Annotated in this window: 14 protein-coding genes and 2 pseudogenes; 7 read left to right on the top strand and 9 right to left on the bottom strand. The window is 69.3% G+C overall.

Features of this window, described 5'->3' with window-relative positions:
* Positions 1-164: 164 nt before the first annotated feature.
* A complete protein-coding gene (locus ACYUED_RS44920) occupies positions 165-845 on the bottom strand; it encodes a sigma-70 family RNA polymerase sigma factor (protein WP_491290140.1) in 681 nt (226 codons plus the stop codon).
* 385 nt (positions 846-1,230) lie between these two features.
* On the opposite strand from ACYUED_RS44920, the gene ACYUED_RS44915 reads away from it, so the two are divergent.
* A complete protein-coding gene (locus tag ACYUED_RS44915; RefSeq protein WP_491290139.1) occupies positions 1,231-4,002 on the top strand; it encodes a helix-turn-helix transcriptional regulator in 2,772 nt (923 codons plus the stop codon).
* Between the two features lie 3 nt (positions 4,003-4,005).
* Positions 4,006-4,083: pseudogene (locus ACYUED_RS44910) on the top strand (nuclear transport factor 2 family protein); the annotation flags it as partial.
* Positions 4,084-4,254: 171 nt separating this feature from the next.
* Here ACYUED_RS44910 and ACYUED_RS44905 read toward each other — a convergent pair.
* The 4 genes from ACYUED_RS44905 to ACYUED_RS44890 all read right to left on the bottom strand — a co-directional run bounded on the left by ACYUED_RS44905 (position 4,255) and on the right by ACYUED_RS44890 (position 6,913).
* Positions 4,255-4,476, bottom strand: a complete 222-nt coding sequence (locus tag ACYUED_RS44905; protein ID WP_327596714.1) for a helix-turn-helix domain-containing protein — start codon at positions 4,474-4,476, stop codon at positions 4,255-4,257.
* Entirely contained in the window at positions 4,476-4,967 is a 492-nt protein-coding gene (locus ACYUED_RS44900; RefSeq protein ID WP_491290138.1) for a DUF2975 domain-containing protein, read from the bottom strand. Before ACYUED_RS44900 ends, ACYUED_RS44905 begins: the two co-directional genes overlap by 1 nt.
* A 174-nt stretch (positions 4,968-5,141) precedes the next feature.
* Positions 5,142-6,653 (bottom strand): cytochrome bc1 complex cytochrome b subunit, encoded by a 1,512-nt coding sequence (qcrB, locus tag ACYUED_RS44895; protein ID WP_491290137.1) that lies wholly within the window; start codon positions 6,651-6,653, stop codon positions 5,142-5,144.
* Positions 6,653-6,913, bottom strand: a complete 261-nt coding sequence (locus tag ACYUED_RS44890; RefSeq protein ID WP_491294734.1) for a WhiB family transcriptional regulator — start codon at positions 6,911-6,913, stop codon at positions 6,653-6,655. Before ACYUED_RS44890 ends, qcrB begins: the two co-directional genes overlap by 1 nt.
* A gap of 188 nt (positions 6,914-7,101) precedes the next feature.
* On the opposite strand from ACYUED_RS44890, the gene ACYUED_RS44885 reads away from it, so the two are divergent.
* Positions 7,102-7,983, top strand: a complete 882-nt coding sequence (locus ACYUED_RS44885) for a sigma-70 family RNA polymerase sigma factor family protein (protein ID WP_491290136.1) — start codon at positions 7,102-7,104, stop codon at positions 7,981-7,983.
* Between the two features lie 31 nt (positions 7,984-8,014).
* Here the strand turns inward: ACYUED_RS44885 and ACYUED_RS44880 are convergent, their stop codons facing one another.
* The 4 genes from ACYUED_RS44880 to ACYUED_RS44865 all read right to left on the bottom strand — a co-directional run bounded on the left by ACYUED_RS44880 (position 8,015) and on the right by ACYUED_RS44865 (position 12,757).
* Entirely contained in the window at positions 8,015-8,950 is a 936-nt protein-coding gene (locus ACYUED_RS44880; protein WP_491290135.1) for a sigma-70 family RNA polymerase sigma factor, read from the bottom strand.
* Between the two features lie 352 nt (positions 8,951-9,302).
* Positions 9,303-10,310: a D-erythronate dehydrogenase gene (gene denD / locus ACYUED_RS44875; protein ID WP_491290134.1), complete on the bottom strand. Its 1,008-nt coding sequence runs from the start codon at positions 10,308-10,310 to the stop codon at positions 9,303-9,305.
* Positions 10,311-10,640: 330 nt separating this feature from the next.
* Complete coding sequence (locus ACYUED_RS44870; RefSeq protein WP_491290133.1) at positions 10,641-11,417, bottom strand: polysaccharide deacetylase family protein; 777 nt, start codon at positions 11,415-11,417, stop codon at positions 10,641-10,643.
* Between the two features lie 350 nt (positions 11,418-11,767).
* The gene (locus ACYUED_RS44865; protein ID WP_491290132.1) at positions 11,768-12,757 is read right to left on the bottom strand and encodes an aldo/keto reductase; all 990 of its coding nucleotides are present in this window, start codon (positions 12,755-12,757) and stop codon (positions 11,768-11,770) included.
* Positions 12,758-13,183: 426 nt separating this feature from the next.
* On the opposite strand from ACYUED_RS44865, the gene ACYUED_RS44860 reads away from it, so the two are divergent.
* From ACYUED_RS44860 to ACYUED_RS44845, 4 genes and pseudogenes are all read left to right on the top strand, one after another.
* Positions 13,184-13,561 carry a VOC family protein gene (locus tag ACYUED_RS44860; RefSeq protein ID WP_491290131.1) on the top strand — a complete coding sequence of 126 codons (378 nt, stop codon included), beginning with the start codon at positions 13,184-13,186 and terminating at the stop codon, positions 13,559-13,561.
* 84 nt (positions 13,562-13,645) lie between these two features.
* Positions 13,646-13,864 (top strand): annotated as a pseudogene (locus ACYUED_RS44855) (Cmx/CmrA family chloramphenicol efflux MFS transporter); the annotation flags it as partial.
* Between the two features lie 219 nt (positions 13,865-14,083).
* Positions 14,084-14,767: an ANTAR domain-containing protein gene (locus ACYUED_RS44850; RefSeq protein WP_491290130.1), complete on the top strand. Its 684-nt coding sequence runs from the start codon at positions 14,084-14,086 to the stop codon at positions 14,765-14,767.
* Positions 14,768-14,817: 50 nt separating this feature from the next.
* A complete protein-coding gene (locus ACYUED_RS44845; protein ID WP_491290129.1) occupies positions 14,818-15,567 on the top strand; it encodes an ANTAR domain-containing protein in 750 nt (249 codons plus the stop codon).
* Positions 15,568-15,606 lie beyond the last annotated feature (39 nt).

Below are 15,606 nucleotides of genomic sequence, written 5' to 3'. Positions count from 1 at the left end.
CGTCCTGCGGAGGGCCACCCGCCCTTTCGGAAAAAGGGTGTCGCATTCGGAACGGGATCGGAACGGGAAGAGGATGTCGCAGCAAAGGGGGCGAGATCCTGATCCGGCCGACCGGCCGGACCCGCTGCTCCGGCCGGACCCGCTGCCGCCTACGACGGCACACGTCATGGGCGGTGGTTCGCGTCGGCGGACAGCACCCTTTCCAGCCGTTCCAGATCACCGGAGCGGGCCGCCGCGAAGAACGCCTCCACCAGGCGCCGATGCGCGACGGAGTCCACCGGCTGCCGGTGATCGTCGGTGACCAGGCGTTCCTGTGCGCGTGAGACATGCTGCCTGCTGTTGACCACGCTGAGGTTCAGCAGCTCGGCGATCCGGTCGTGGGGGTAGCCGAAACCCTCTCGCAGGACGTACGCGGCTCGCTGCCTGGGCGTCAACCTCTCCATCAGCAGCAGAACCGCTCGCTCGACGGCGTCCTGCCGCTCGGCCACCGTTTCCGGGGTCCCCCCGGTGTCCGCCCGCTCCGGGAGCCAGGGACCGGCACAGGCCACCCGGCGTTTCCAGGCGGACTGGATGACGTTGATGGCGAGCCGGACAGTGGTCGTCCGGAGCAGTCCGGACGGATTCGAGACAAGCGCGCGGTCGGTGCCCTGCCACCGCAGCCATGTCTCCTGAAGGACGTCTTCGGCCTCCTGCGCGTTTCCCAGGATGCGGTGGGCGAGGTCGAGCAGTCCCGGCCTGGCACGGACGAACACCCTTGTCGCATGGTCCAGCTCGACGATCGTCGGGCCGGCCGTCGTGCCCGGCGTCCCCCGGCCCTGCCTCGCTTCCGCCAGATGTGTGTCCACGCCCAGCTCCTGTCGTCGTGGGTCGGCGGACGAAGGTCCGAAGGTCCGCTGACACCAAACTCGCGCCCCAGGAGCGGTCGGCGCGCCCTTGGAAGGCCGTAGTGGACTCCGTGGTCGTGCCATGGCCGATTCATGGCGGATCTTTCCGAGGCTGCCGGGCCACCGGGTCCGCGGGCAGCGCCACGGGACCGGCGGGGAGCCACAGGCCCGACGCACGACGCAGTGGAGGCCTCGGCACTCGTTCCGCCAAGTTCGCTCAACTCTGGACCTTCCCAGCCATCCCCGCCTTTACGATGGACACGGCTCGCCTCGGTCGCCCCACGGCTGCAGTGATCCGCAACACCTCGGCCGACGGGCCCTGGAGTATCCGCACAGGAGGCTGCGCATGACGAGCCGCGGTTCTCGGGCGGGACTCCTCGGGCGGCAGCGCGAGTGCCAGGTCCTCGACGACCTCCTGGCGGAGGCCAGGGCCGGACAGAGCGGGGTCCTCGTCCTGCGCGGCGAGGCAGGGATCGGCAAGACCGAGCTGCTGAAGTACCTGATCGAGCGCGCCACCGGATGCCGCACCGTCAGCGCGGCCGGCGTCCAGTCGGAGATGGAGCTCTCCTACGCCGGCCTGCACCAGCTCTGCGCCCCGCTGCTCGCCGGTCTCGACAATCTTCCCGAGCCGCAGCGCGACGCGTTGTGCACGGCATTCGGGCTGCGCGGCGGCGCCACGCCCGACCGGTTCCTCGTGGGCCTGGCGACGTTGAGCCTGCTCGCGGACGCCGGCGGGGACGAGCCGCTGGTCGTCGTCGTCGACGACGCGCAGTGGCTGGACCACGTGTCGGCACAGGCGCTCGAGTTCGTCGCGCGCCGGCTGCTGGCGGAATCGGTCGTGCTCGTCGTCGCCGTGCGTGAGCCTTCCACCAGTGAGCTGTTCGCCGGCCCGCCGGAGCTGCCTGTGCCCGGGTTGTCCGAGCACGACTCCCGCCGTCTCCTCGCCTCGGTCGTCACGGGTCCGCTGGACCGGCGGGTGCGTGACCGCATCGTCGCGGAGACCCGGGGCAACCCGCTGGCCCTGCTCGAGCTGCCGCGCGCCCTGATCGCGTTGGATCCGGCAGGCGCCTTCGGGCCTCCCGAGGCGGAGCCTCTCGCGAACCGGCTCGAGCAGGACTTCCTGCGGCGCGTCGAGTCGCTCCCGGACGAGACTCGACGCCTGCTGTTCCTCGCCGCCGCCGAGCCGGTCGGTGACGTGACCTTGCTGCGGCGTGCGGCCCAGCAGCTGGGTATCGCCGTGGACACCGCCGCGGTGCGCGCTGAGGCGTCAGGGTTGATCACCTTGGGCACCTGGGTGCGCTTCCGGCACCCGCTGGTGCGCTCGGCGGCCTATCGCGCGGCGGACCCGGAGCACCGTCGCGCGGTCCACAAGGCGCTGGCGGACGCGACGGACGCCCGGCTGGATCCGGACCGGCGGGCGTGGCATCTGGCGCGCGCGGCGACGGGACCCGACGAGGGGGTGGCCGCCGAGCTGGAGCGCTCGGCGGGCCGGGCGCAGGCGCGCGGCGGAGTCGCCGCGGCGGCGGCCTTTCTCGACCGGGCCGCCCAGCTGACCCCCGACCCCGTGCTCCGCGGAGCCAGAGCGCTGGCCGCGGCGCAGGCCAAGTACCAGGCCGGCGCATTCGACGCCGCGCGGGAACTGGCGGACGCGGCGGAGCTGGGTCCCCTCGACGAGCTGGGAGCCGCACGGTCGACGTTGCTGCGCGGTCGGATCATGGCCGCGTCCAGGAGCGCCGGCGCGGGCCTGCCGCTGCTGCTGCAGGCGGCCAGGCGGCTTGAGCCGCTCGACGCCGGGCTGGCTCGTGAGACCTACCGGGACGCGATCTACGCGGCGCTCACCGCCGGCCGGCTGCCCGAGGGCAGCGGGATCCGAGAGGTGGCCCAGGCTGTCCTGAGAGCACCGAAGCCCGCCGAGCCGACGCGGGACGATCTTCTCCTCGACGGCCTGGCGCGGGCGTACACGGCGGGGTACGCCGCCGCGGCGCCGATGCTGCTTCAGGCGATCGGCGCCTACCGCGCCGACGGCGTCTCGGGGCGCGAAGGTCTCGGCTGGCTGCCGCTCGCCTGCCGTCTGGCGCACAGCGTGTGGGACTTCGCCGGCTGGTCCGTGCTGTCGGCACGGCTGGTCGACCTGGCCCGTGAGACGGGTGCCCTTTCGGTGCTGCCGTCGGCTCTGCTGCTGCGGCTGTCGAACCGGGTCTTCGCCGGCGATCTCGACAGCGCGCACGCCCTGGTCGCGGACGCCACGGCGATCGGCGAGGCGACCGGCAGCAGTTTCTTCGCGCACTACAGCGCACTGGTCGTCGAGCCCTGGAAGGGCCGGGAGTCCACGACACGGCAGGCGATCGAAGCGCTCACCCGGGACTCCCTCCTGCGCGGGGAAGGCAAGGTGGAGACCGCGACGCAATGGGCGGCAGCGGTGCTCTACAACGGTCTCGGCCGGTACGAGGAGGCCTACGCGGCCGCCCGGCGTGGTTGCGAGAACCCGGACGAACTCGGCCTGTCGCTGCAGTCGACGCTGGAGCTCGTCGAAGCGTCCGTTCGACGGGGCAGACCCGAGGACGCGGCCGATGGGGTGCGCTGGATCGGCGACATGGCGCAGGCCAGCGGCACCGACTGGGCTCTCGGCACCGCCGCCGGCGCCCGTGCCCTGGTGAGCGACGGGCCCGGCGCCGACGCCCTCTACCGTGAGGCGATCGAGCGGCTCGGCGCCACCGAGGTGCGGATGTACCTTGCCCGCAACCGGCTGCTCTACGGCGAGTGGCTGCGCCGCGAGAACCGCCGCGTCGACGCCCGTGCCCAGCTGGGCGCGGCCCACGACATGCTCAGCAGCATCGGGGCCGAGGCGTTCGCCGAGCGGGCCCGCCGCGAACTGCAGGCCACGGGGGCGAAGGTGGCCAGGCGCCCGACCGCGACCCATGAGCCCCTCACGCCCCAGGAGGAGCAGATCGCCCGCCTCGTCGGCGACGGCCTCACGAATCCCGAGATCGGCGCCCAGCTGTTCATCAGCCCCCACACCGTCGAATGGCACCTGCGCAAGGTGTTCTCGAAGCTCGGCATCACCTCCCGCAAGGAGATCCGCACCCTGCGGCTCGCGGGCGAGGCGACTCCTGCCTAAGGCGTGCGGCGCAGAATCGGCGAGGGCGACCCCGAGCGCATCGCCGAACGGTATGCCCAGCACGGCGATGGGAAGCGCGACTGACCGGAGGCCGAGCACGGCCGTACTGCCACGCCGTGGATCCGTCACCCACTGTCGATGCGCGTCTTGGTGCCCAGGGTGTACTGCCCTGTTGTACGCCTGTCAGCGGGACCGTGCGTCGTGTCACGGGCCGGTGGTGCCCGGCGTTTTCACGCCCGCTGTGGGGCCACCTCATCCGCCTGCGGCGTCCTCGGCCTCCCAGCGCAGCAGGTCGCCCGGCTGGCACTTGAGCACGTCGCAGAGCGCGGCGAGCGTCGCGAAGCGCACCGCCTTGGCGCGGCCGTTCTTCAGTACCGCCAGGTTGGCGGGCGTGATCCCCACGCGGTCCGCCAGGTCGCCGACGGACATCTTCCGCCTGGCCAGCATCACGTCGATGTCGACGACGATCGGCATCAGATCACCTCGTCCAACTCGGCCTGCATCTCCGCCGCTTCGACGTCGCGCGCGACGGCCTGGGCGAGCAGCATCCGCAGGACGAACACGATGAGCGCGACCCCCAGGATGGCCAGGCCGACCCCGCCCATGATGACGGTGACGCCCGGGTCGTCCCGCTGGCCCGGCGCGTTGAGGGCCGTAACCGCGAACCACAGGAGGGCAGCCGCCACGATCGCGCCGATCACGGCGTCCACGTACCGGAAGGCGGCGTGGGAGAACACGGTTCCGCGTCGCACCATCGTCACCAGTCGCCAAACGCTGACCAGGGCGACCTGGGCCGACGCCATGCCAAGGATCGTGATCACGCGCAGCGGGGTCAGCGGGAGCGACCCGTCCTCCGGGTCGTTCCCGCTGATCAACACCCACACCATCGACGCCTGTACGAACACGGTGCCGGCGAGCACCACCACGAGCACGGCGCGAAGCGCACGCACGGCCAGCTTTCCCATGACTCACCCTTCCATCGAGTTGCGATGGGAAGCTATCGAATCTCGATAGATGAAGCAAGGCCTGGGCTGAGCTGAGCTGGCCAGGCGGGGCCGGAGGGCTGGCGGCGGTTTCCCACCGTGGCGGGACGCCGCCGTCCTCCTCCTCAAGGAAGGCTGCGGCGTTTTCCGGGCGCATCAGTGGCGGCGCTCGCCGGTTGTCTCCTTGTATTCCGGCTCGGTTGGCTTGGCGACCTGTGCCTGTGCGCCTATCCCGTGAGGGATGTGCTGGGTCAGAACCTGGAGTCGTTCTGGGCTGAGCGGCTCGTGCACCTCGATGAATTCTCCGTTGGGCAGGCGCTTGATGATGCCCGTCTCGCGTCCGTGCAGCACTTTGTCGCGATCACCGATTTGAAGACCGAGCGCCAGTCGTCTCGTCACGACGTAGGCCACCACGGGCACGACGAAGAGGCCGATGCGGACTGCCCATGTCACCGATTCGACCGAGACATGGACACGGACGGCGATGATGTCGTTACCGGCGCCGATCAAGGACACCAGATAGAAACTGAGCCATGCGACGCCGAGCGCCGTGCGTACCGGGCGATTGCGCGGCCGGTCCAGAAGGTGCTGGTCCTGCCGGTCACCGGTCACGCGGGCCTCGATGAACGGGTACACGGCCAAGGCGAGAAAGAAGACGACGCCCACCGTCAGCGGAATCAGGTTGTCCAGCGCCAGGGTGTGACCCCAGAAGTCGACTTCCCACCCGGGCATCACACGCAACAGCCCGTCCGCCACGCCCATGTACCAGTCGGGCTGCGAACCGGCGGAGACCTGGTCGGCACGGTAAGGGCCATATCGCCAGACGGGGTTGATCTGGGCGACCGCAGCCATGATGAAGACGGTGCCCGAGACGAGGAGGAAATAGCCGGCGGACTTGATGACGCGCACCTTGGCCGGAACACCCACGACATTGCTGTTGGTGCGCCCCGGGCCCGGGTACTGGGTGTGCCTGTGGTGGAGCACCAGAACCAGATGGGCAGTCAGCAGTCCCACCATGAGAGCGGGGATCACCAGCACATGGATGGTGTTGAAGCGTGCCACCAGCTCGTTGCCCGGGAACTCGCCTCCGAAGAGGAACATCGACAGGTACGTTCCGACGATCGGGATGGAAAGGATCGTTCCGTTCACGACGGCGAGCCCGGTCCCGGAAAGCAGGTCGTCCGGAAGGTCGTATCCCGTCAGTCCTCCGAACATGGCGAGTACCAGCAGCAGGAATCCCGTCAGCCAGGCGAGTTCGCGAGGCTTGCGGAAGGCGCCCGTGAAGAACACCCGCATCAGGTGGGCGAGTATCGCGGCGACGAAGACCAACGCCGCCCAGTGGTGGGCCTGCCGGATCAGAAGGCCGCCACGGACGTCGAAGGATATGTGCATCGTTGAGTCGAACGCCTCCGACACCATCTGCCCCCGCAGCGGTGCGTAACTTCCGTTGTACTGCACCTCCTTCATCGACGGATGAAAGTAGAACGTCAGATACACGCCTGTGACGACGAGAACGATGAAGCTGTAGAGACAGATCTCCCCCAGCATGAACGACCAGTGGTCCGGGAAAACCCGCCGCATTTTTCCTCTGACCAGACCGCGAACGCCCAGGCGTCCGTCGGCCCAGTCGGCGAGCCTTTCTCCCTTGCCTATGCCGCTGCCGCCCATCACAGATCGCTCATGCAGGATGGTGTGTGCGGGAGCTCGCGGCCCCGCATCGCTCGGCGTTCGCTTTCCGTCGTGCCGCCCCAGATACCGTCCACCTGTCCCACCCGCACGGCCCAGTCGAGGCACTGCGGCGCCACGGGACAACGGCCGCACACGGCCTTGGCGTCGTCAATCTGCCGGAGTGTCGGACCGCTGTTGGATATGGGGAAGAAAAGCTCGGGATCCACGCGCAGGCAAGCTGCCCGTTCACGCCAGTGCATGGCATGGTCACCTCGTTCAGCAGTCAAGGAAAGAATGTGGCGCTGCCGTATAAGACCGCGCAACGGCCGCATGTGTGACACCTGCCCGCCGCGGCCCGTGTCACAGGACGTGGGAGTTCCCGGTCTTACGGTTTGAGCCGACGCCCCTGCCCCGTGCGGGGTCGTACGAGCGAGAGGGAGGATGCCGTATGGACCAGGGCGATGCGGTGCCGATCTCCGAGCTGTGGGAGGAGCGTCGGTTCCTGCTCGATGTCGCCCACTGGATGCTGGGCGACGCGGATGCGGCGGAAAGCGTCGTCGACGAGGCCTATCGCCGGTGGTACGGGCTGTCCGACGCCGCGCGTCGGCAGATCACCGTTCCCCGCTCATGGCTGGCGAAGACCGTGGGCACGATCTGCCTCGGCCGGCTCGCGCTGCCCGCCTGGGGTGCGGCCGGCCAGGAAGAAGAGCACCGGGTACGGCCTACGGAGGTGGAGGTGGCGGCGGGCCGGATCGTACTGAACGCGCTGGAGTCGCTGCCGACGGCCGAGCGTGCTGCGTTCGTGTTCCGTGCCTTCGGGCTGGCCCCCGGGACGGTCGCCGACATCGTGGGCCGCACGGAGCCGGAGCTCGCCGAGCTCGCCGAACGGGCCAGACACTGGCTGCAGCTGCAGCGCGCCCGCTCCACAACGCCGCAACAGCACGATGCCATCGCCCACGCCGTGCGAAGGGCGTGTGTCACGGAGGACGACGGGTTGCTCGCATCGTTGTTGTGCCCGGACGTCACGGCGTTCTTCGACGGTGGCGGCAAGATACGCGCTTTGACGGGGCCCGTCCACGGCACGGAGCCGGTAACCTGCAGCCTGCTGACACTCCTGGCCAGCCGCCCACGCACCACGCTGACCACCCACTCCGTCAACGGCCGCACCGGCCTCGTGGCCCGCTACGACCACCAGGTCGCCGCCGTCCTCAGCCTCGACGTCGCCGGCGACCGTGTGGCCCAGGTCTGGGTCATGCTCAACCCCGACAAACTACGGTCCTGGAATCAGCCGCACGCGCACGATGGTTCCGGCTCGGACACCAGTGCGTGACAGCGGAGCGAGCGGCACACCGGCGCCGCCCTCACACTCGATCCGGCACAGCGCAGCGGAGGACCCCGAAACGGCGACGCGAATCGAGGAACGCGGCGATCTTGCTCGGGGAGAACACCCACATCACCTGGTGAATGCCGTCCTTCGAGGCGGCTACCGTCATAAAGGCGAGGGGCCGGCCGTCCCGGGAGATCATCACACCCGTAGCACCGTTGGCATCGACGAGCTCGGGCACGGCTCCCCTCCAAAGCTGCCGATAGACCGACAGTCTGGCCACACGGTCCCGCCCCAGGACAGGTACACGAGCACAGCCCCGCATACCGTTGCCGTCGGACAGACTGACGGCACCCGGAGTGAGCAGGGCTTCCAGTGACGCCACGTCTCCCGTGCGAGCCGCCGAGACGAACGCGTTCAGCAGGCGTCGGTGCTCGGCCGCGTCCACGCTCTCCCGCTGCTCGTCCAGCAGGTGCCGACGCGCACGGCTGACGATCTTCCGCACATTGACGAGGCTGAGCTCGAGCATGTCGGCGATCTCGGCGTAGGCGTAGTCGAACGCCTCGCGCAGTACATAGGCGGCGCGCTCGACGGGGTTCAGTCGCTCAAGCACCAGCAGCAGCGCCAACTCCAGGGCCTCGGCACGCTGCGCGCCGACCTCCGGGTCCGCGCTCGTATCGACGGGCTCTGGCAGCCACGGCCCGATGTAGGTCTCCCGACGCACGCGCGCCGACTGCGCGACGTTGATGGCCAGACGGGTCGTCGCGCTCGACAGGAAGGCCACGGGGCTGACCACCACCGAGCGGTCGGTCATCTGCCAGCGCAGCCACACTTCCTGGACCACGTCCTCGGCCTCGACCGCGCTGCCGAGCATGCGGTAGGCGATCCCGAAAAGCCGCCTGCGGTGGCGCACGAACACGGCGACGGCCTCGTCGAGATCGTCAGGTGGGGTGAGGGACTCTTCGAGATACATGTACCAATGGCCTCCGTTGCTCCGCTATCTCTGCTTCATAGACCGCGGCCCACGGACGCCTGTGACAGAACTCGACTGTGTTTTTCGAACCACCTGCGAGCCTCACTGTTCGACACCCCCCAGATGCTTCGTCTGACGCCTCGAACCGCAGCGCAGGATGCCGACGGAGGTTGGGGAGGGGAGGACTCCGGCGAGGCGCGCTGATCAGGCGGTTGGACGCGGATGGCCCTTCCAGGCGTAGTTGCCGAACTCGGTGACATGAAGGACTTGGGAGGCGGGCTGCCCTGGCAGGTACTCACGGGGCATGCCGAACCTGGTGCAGCGCCCGGTCAGGTTCGTGGAGGTCAGCCAGCTATCCCGGCGGCTCAACGCGGGGACCAGACAGGTAGTCCTGCACCACCGTCTCAAAGCTGGGGTCGGGCCGCAGGCCGAGAGTGGCGGCCCGCCGGTGGTCGAAAACGGCCGGCCACGAGCCGACCATGGCCTCCACCAGCGGGTCGGGGGCGATCGTCACCAGGTCGGCAACAGCGTCGCCGGCCATCTGCCGCAGCGTGGCGAGTATCTCGGCGATCGAGACGGTGAGGGCGGGCAGGTTCACCGGCATCGGGCCGTCAACGCGACCGGCCCCGGTGCCGCCTTCGGCCTCGGCGATGCGGAGGATCCCTTGGATGGTGCGGCGCGGTGAGGCCAGAGCCACACGCAGACCGGGGTCGACCGGGCAGATGGCAGGCAATCCCGCGAGCGGTTCTCGGACGATGGCGGACACGAAGCCGGAGGCGGCCGCGTTCGGCCGTCCAGGCCGCACCGCAACGGTCATCAGCCGGGCAACACGTCCATCGATGAAGCCGCGGCGCGTCACGTCCGCAATCAGGTGCTCGCACATCAGCTTCTGCGTTCCGTAACTCGACTGCGGCAGCGGCAAGGTCGACTCACTGACCACCGGTGGCAGCGGCGTCCCTGGCGGGGAGCCGTAGACGGCGAGACTGCTGGCGAACACCACCCGTGTCCTCGGCCCACCGGCGGCCAACTGCGCCCGCGCCGCGTCCAGCACGGCACGGGTGGCATCCACGTTGGAACGCATGCCGAGGTCGAAGTCGGCCTCGCACTCGGCCGACACGGCCGCCGCGAGATGAAACAGCACATCGACCGGCGTGGCGAACACCTCATCGAGGCGGTCCACCAGGTCCCCCTGCACCACCTCCACGAGCGGGTCGGCACTCCCCTGCGAACCGGGCCACGGCACACGGTCGGCCAACACCAACCGAGTGATCGGTACACCGGCCAACACCCGCGCCCGCAACAGGCTGCCGGCCAGCAGACCTCCCAGAAACCCCGACGCGCCCGTGACCACAACCCGCACCCGGCACCTCCTCGCACGGCGACCGCCACCCCCACGATGCCGCACCCAACTGGCCTCCGACAGTCCGCCCCACCCTGCGCACCCCCACAGACACGCCCCCGGGCATGCCCGACGGCGGCGGCAATGCGGCGGCCGATGCAGGCTCCCGCGCCGCCTGCGACGTGCAATCACCCGCTACCGATCCCGCCGCCGACCGGCACAGGCACCCCCACGACCGGCCACACCTGAAATGGGATGCCGAACGAGTCACCGGAGTTCGGCGGAACCGGTGGCCGCCGCTCCCGTGGTGGCGAGCGGCCCAGGCAGGCGGACGCTTCGCGCGTCAGTCAGTCACTTGTAGATCTTGCCGGGCTCGGCCTTGGACGGAGCGAGCAGCTGGGAGACGGTCACGAAGGTGTAGCCCTGCTTGCTGAGCGCCTTCAGGATGGACGGCATGGACGGCACGGTGCCCTTGTGCAGCGGGTGGAGCAGGATGATCCCGTCGCGGTCGGCGCCCGCGAGCACGCGCTTGGTGATCAGCGCGGTGTCGTCCGTCTCGTAGTCCTTCGCGGTCACGGTCCACAGCACCTGCGCCATCCCCAGTTCTTTCGAGACCTTGGAGACGCGGTCGTCGGTACGGCCCTGGGGCGGGCGCATCAGCGTCGGCTCGCTGCCGGTGATACTGGAGATGGCCCGTGCCGTGCGGCGCAGCTCGTCGCGGATCTGCGCGTCGGAGACATCGGTCAGCACCGCGTGCGTCCAGGTGTGGTCCCCGATCTCATGGCCGTCGTTCGCGATCCGCCGCACCACATTCGGGAACTTGTGGATGCGCCGGCCCTCAAGGAAGAACGTCGACGGCGCCTTGTACTCCTTCAGGAGGTCCATCAACCGGTCGGTGGGTTCGCCCGGGTTGCCATCGAAGGTGAGCGCGATGCACTTGACCTTCCGGCAGTCCACCTGCCCCGGCGGTACGACTGCTTCGGACGCGGCCCGGTCACGTTCCTCGCGGGGGGAGAGCGTCTCCATCTTGTTCGCCTGGATGACCATGCCGACGGTCACCGTCACGGCCGCCACCACGGCCAGGGTCAGGAGTATGAGGAGGCGAGGCCGCCTCTTGAGTATCTTCACCCCAAGGAGAGGGTTTCAGCGCCGAAACGGTTGCCCAGCGGGCCTCGATAGTGAGGCAGGACACGTGTGTGCAGCACGTTTCATGTGAGCTGCGGTGCCATCTCGGTTGCGATCCGCTCCGGCGCCTCTCCGACGTGTTCGGCCTCCGACGGTGGCGCTGGTGTGTCTCGCGCCTGGCAACGGCCCGCTGCTGCGGCCGCCGCCAGGCGGGCCACCTCGGCTTCCGCCTCCGCGAGTTCCTTGCGCGGCTGCTCGACCCGGCCCGCCGGCACGACCCGACGCTGAATCACCGTTCGCGCCCACGGCCGGCCGCGGCCACAGCAGGACCTGACTGTTGCTTCCGTGCCCCGCTAGCGATTGACGCTTCGCATCCCCGCCTCGTCATACCGCTCCCCCGCAGCCTGGGGCAGCTCCGCGTCGATACGGCCCAGGTCGTCCTCGGTGAGCGTGATGTCGACCGCGGCGGCGTTCTGCTCCAGGTAGGTGCGGCGCTTGGTACCCGGGATCGGCACCAGGTCCTCCCCCTGGGCCAGCACCCAGGCGATGGCCAGCTGGGCCGGGGTCACGTCCTTCTCGGCGGCGATCTCCTTCACCTTGGCCGCCAGCCGCAGGTTCGCCTCCAGGTTGGTGTCCTGGAAACGCGGGTTCTCGCGGCGCCAGTCGTTCGCGTCCAGCTCGTCCGGCGAACTGAACCGCCCGGCGAGGAAGCCACAGCCGAGCGGCGAGTACGGCACAAAGCCGACGCCCAGCTCCCGGCAGGCGGGCAGCACCTCGGCCTCCACGTCCCGTGACCACAGCGAGTACTCGCTCTGCACGGCGGTGACCGGATGCACGGCGTGGGCACGCCGGATGGTCTCCGCGCTCGCCTCGCTCAGCCCGATGTACCGCACCTTGCCCTCGGCGACCAGTTCGCCCAGCGCGCCGACCGTCTCCTCGATCGGCACGTTCGGGTCGACCCGGTGCTGGTAGTACAGGTCGATGTAGTCGGTCCCCAGACGCTTCAGGGAGCCGTGGACCGAGCTGCGGACGTGCTCGGCCGAACCGTCCTGCGGGCCGACCGTGCTGATGTCGCCGGGTACGGCGTTGTCCATCCGGTAGTTGAACTTCGTTGCGATCACGTAGTCGTCGCGACGTCCCTGGATCGCCTCGCCGACGAGGGACTCGTTGGTGAGCGGTCCGTACATCTGCGCGGTGTCGAGGAAGGTGATGCCGAGGTCGAGGGCGCGCCGGATGGTCGCGATCCCCTCCTCCCGGTCGGTGGATCCGTAGAAGGCGGACATGCCCATGCATCCGAGGCCGATGGCCGATACCTGGAGGTCCCGCAGACTGCGCTTCTGCATGCCGTGTCCCAGCCTTTCTTGCACACTCGTACGACATTCGGACGGCACCAGGCCCTCATCCCTCTGGCAACAGATCCGCCGCCCGACATCCTGTGGGCACCGGACGGCGGGGGCCTCGTGCGCCACGGTGTCTCCGACGCTACGACTTGGAGCACACTCCAAGGCAAGTCGCTCCTTGAGGCGGCGGAGGCTTTTGGAGCGAGACAGTACTGAACGGGCTGCCGGCCGGGGCGGACGCTGCCAGGTTGAGCACGTGGGGGTCAACGTCGATGCCACGGTCTGGTGGGCCCACCGGACGACCATCGGATCGGCCGGTCCCGGGGTGGCAGAGCCACTTCCTCGATCATGCCTGGAGCCTGGTACGGCGGTCGGTGTCGAGGCTGGCCGTCTCTGGACGGTGGGAGGCATCCATGATCGGCTTGGGCCATGAGTTCTTTGATACGCCATGTCACCATCGATGCGGCCGACCCGTTCGTTCTTGCGGGCTTCTGGGCACAGGCTCTGGACGGCTCGCTGGCTGATGACGATTTTCCTGGGGATCCGGAAGCCATCGTCACGAGTGCTGCCGCCACCTTGCTGTTCGTCAGGGTCGATGACCGCAGGTCAGTGAAGAACCGCGTGCATCTGGATCTCCAACCCCAGGACCGCACCCGGGACGAGGAGGTCGAGCGCCTGCTCTCGCTCGGTGCCACGGTTCAGGGGGACCACCGGAGGCCGGACGGAACCGGGTGGGTGACGTTGTATGACCCCGAGGGCAACGAATTCTGTGTGGAACGCAGCGGGGCTGAGCTGGCAAACGGTTGATGTCCCTGTTGCCCGGCCTAGTTACGCCTGTCGGATTCCGGGCGATGTTCCAGTCGATGTCGCCTGCGGCGACGGCGACGGCGAGCCGCGGAAGCCCCCACCATGGCCGGTTCGTATGCGACGGCGGCGCTCAACGTCGGCGCCGCCGTCGGTCCTCTCATCGCCGCAACCACCCTCAGCAGCACCGTCGGAAACCTCGGGCCGCTGTGGGCGAGCGGCCTCCTGGTCGCGATGACACTGCTCATCGCATTCCCCTTCCGCACCGTGGTCACGGCCGGCCGAAGCGTCGAGGTGCTCCAGTGACATGCCCGAACGGGTCGGCAGGGCGGGAGGCCGGGCACCGCACCGCGAGGTCGCCCGTCGGACCTGCCTGCGTGCCTGCGTGCTGAGAGCGCTCACAGACCATGACGACGGGGAAGTTCCGCTTATGGGCTGTCGCGCGGGGCGGCCATGGCTAGGCTGGGCTTGTGCAGTCGGCGCCTGGGGCGCCGCACCGGAAGCACCGACGAAGGCGGTGTGGATATGGGCTCCACGGTCCACGACCTTCTGGACAACCTGCATGCGACGGCGAGCGAAGAAGAGCGCCGGGTGTGGGCGGTTGCCTGCGCGCAGGCCCTGGGCCTTGGCGGGATGGCCATCTCGTTGGGGCAGGAGCTGGTGTGGTTCAGCGATGAGACGAGTGCGCGCCTGGAGGATCTGCAGTTCGTCCTCGGGCAGGGCCCCGGTCTCCTCTTCCGGTACGGGACAGCGGTACGCGAAGTGCCCGACCTCAGTCGGCTGCTGGCACGACAGTGGCCACAGTTCGCGGCCGAGGCGGAGGAACTGGGCATCGCGGCCCTGTTCGTCTGGCCCGTGCACATAGGCGCCGTTCAGGTGGGCACGATGACCGGCTACCGGTGCACGGTCGGCCCACTGAACCCGGAGCAGTCCGCGCAGGGCTGGCTGGTCGCCGACGCGCTGGCCCAGCACGTGCTGAACCACTGGCCGGCCAGCAGCAACCACGGCAACGGTCCCGGGCATGCGGGAGCGGTGAACCTGCACCGGGCGGAAGTACACCAGGCCACCGGCGTCCTCAGCGAGAGGCTCGGTGTTCCGCTGGTCGAAGCACTGGACCGGCTGCGTGCCCGGGCCTACGCCTCGGGCATGTCCCTGACGCACACGGCTCAGGCCGTCATCCAGCGGGAGCTGCCGGACGGCGCACAGTAACCCGGTCAACCGCACCGGCCACGCTCTGCGCGGGAGCCAAGGAGGAGCCCATGAGCAGGGAACAACACATCGCCCGCACCTTCGTGGAACTGGCCGACACCATGGTCGAGGACTTCGACATCATCGACTTCCTGCACCAGATGACCGTCCGCTGCCAGGAACTCCTTGACGTCACCGACGCCGCGGTCTTCCTGTCCCACCCCGGCTCCCACCTGCACAGCCCGGCGCCCTGCGACCCCAACCCCAACCTGCAGCCCGTACTGGAAGCCGCCTGCCACCAGGGCCCGGCCATCGACTCCTACAACACCGCACGACCGGTCACCGCACCCGGCCCGACCGACGCAGCCGCACGCTGGCCGGAGTTCACCCCGCACCTCCAGCGCGCCGGTTACACCCGTGCCACCGCCCTGCCGATGCGCCTTCGCCAGGACATCATCGGCAGCCTCCTGCTGCTGCACACAGCGGACGAGCCGCTGAACGCCAACGACCTCGCCCTCGCCCAGGCGCTCGCCGACGCCGCCACCATCGGCCTGATCCAGGCTCGCAGCATCCGTCAGCAGCACACCGTCAACGAACAACTGCACTCCGCCCTGCAGAGCCGCATCGTCATCGAACAGGCGAAGGGAGTCCTCGCGGCTCGTAGCAACATCTCCCTCAACGAGGCATTCGAGGCGCTGCGCCGTCACGCCCGACACCACCGAATTCTGCTCAGCAAGGTCGCCCACGATGTCATCGACGCCGGCTTCACACCCGCGGCCGTCCCTGCCCGGCCACAAGCCAGCACGACCGACACCGGGTGACACCCGGCGCACACGCATACCGTCGCCGGCGCGAGCTGC

It is taken from the genome of Streptomyces sp. DF42, assembly GCF_058267695.1.
The sequence above is the reverse complement of the archived record's forward strand: the minus strand, read 5'-3'. Positions and strand labels throughout refer to the sequence as shown.

What these genes read in the sequence shown, in the direction of transcription:
- ACYUED_RS44915 (WP_491290139.1), top strand. Translation starts at nt 1,231, where the DNA reads ATGACGAGCCGCGGTTCTCGGGCGGGACTCCTCGGGCGGCAGCGCGAG.
- ACYUED_RS44905 (WP_327596714.1), bottom strand. Translation starts at nt 4,476, where the DNA reads ATGCCGATCGTCGTCGACATCGACGTGATGCTGGCCAGGCGGAAGATG.
- ACYUED_RS44900 (WP_491290138.1), bottom strand. Translation starts at nt 4,967, where the DNA reads ATGGGAAAGCTGGCCGTGCGTGCGCTTCGCGCCGTGCTCGTGGTGGTG.
- qcrB (WP_491290137.1), bottom strand. Translation starts at nt 6,653, where the DNA reads ATGGGCGGCAGCGGCATAGGCAAGGGAGAAAGGCTCGCCGACTGGGCC.
- ACYUED_RS44890 (WP_491294734.1), bottom strand. Translation starts at nt 6,913, where the DNA reads ATGCACTGGCGTGAACGGGCAGCTTGCCTGCGCGTGGATCCCGAGCTT.
- ACYUED_RS44885 (WP_491290136.1), top strand. Translation starts at nt 7,102, where the DNA reads ATGGACCAGGGCGATGCGGTGCCGATCTCCGAGCTGTGGGAGGAGCGT.
- ACYUED_RS44880 (WP_491290135.1), bottom strand. Translation starts at nt 8,950, where the DNA reads ATGTATCTCGAAGAGTCCCTCACCCCACCTGACGATCTCGACGAGGCC.
- ACYUED_RS44865 (WP_491290132.1), bottom strand. Translation starts at nt 12,757, where the DNA reads ATGCAGAAGCGCAGTCTGCGGGACCTCCAGGTATCGGCCATCGGCCTC.
- ACYUED_RS44860 (WP_491290131.1), top strand. Translation starts at nt 13,184, where the DNA reads ATGAGTTCTTTGATACGCCATGTCACCATCGATGCGGCCGACCCGTTC.
- ACYUED_RS44850 (WP_491290130.1), top strand. Translation starts at nt 14,084, where the DNA reads ATGGGCTCCACGGTCCACGACCTTCTGGACAACCTGCATGCGACGGCG.
- ACYUED_RS44845 (WP_491290129.1), top strand. Translation starts at nt 14,818, where the DNA reads ATGAGCAGGGAACAACACATCGCCCGCACCTTCGTGGAACTGGCCGAC.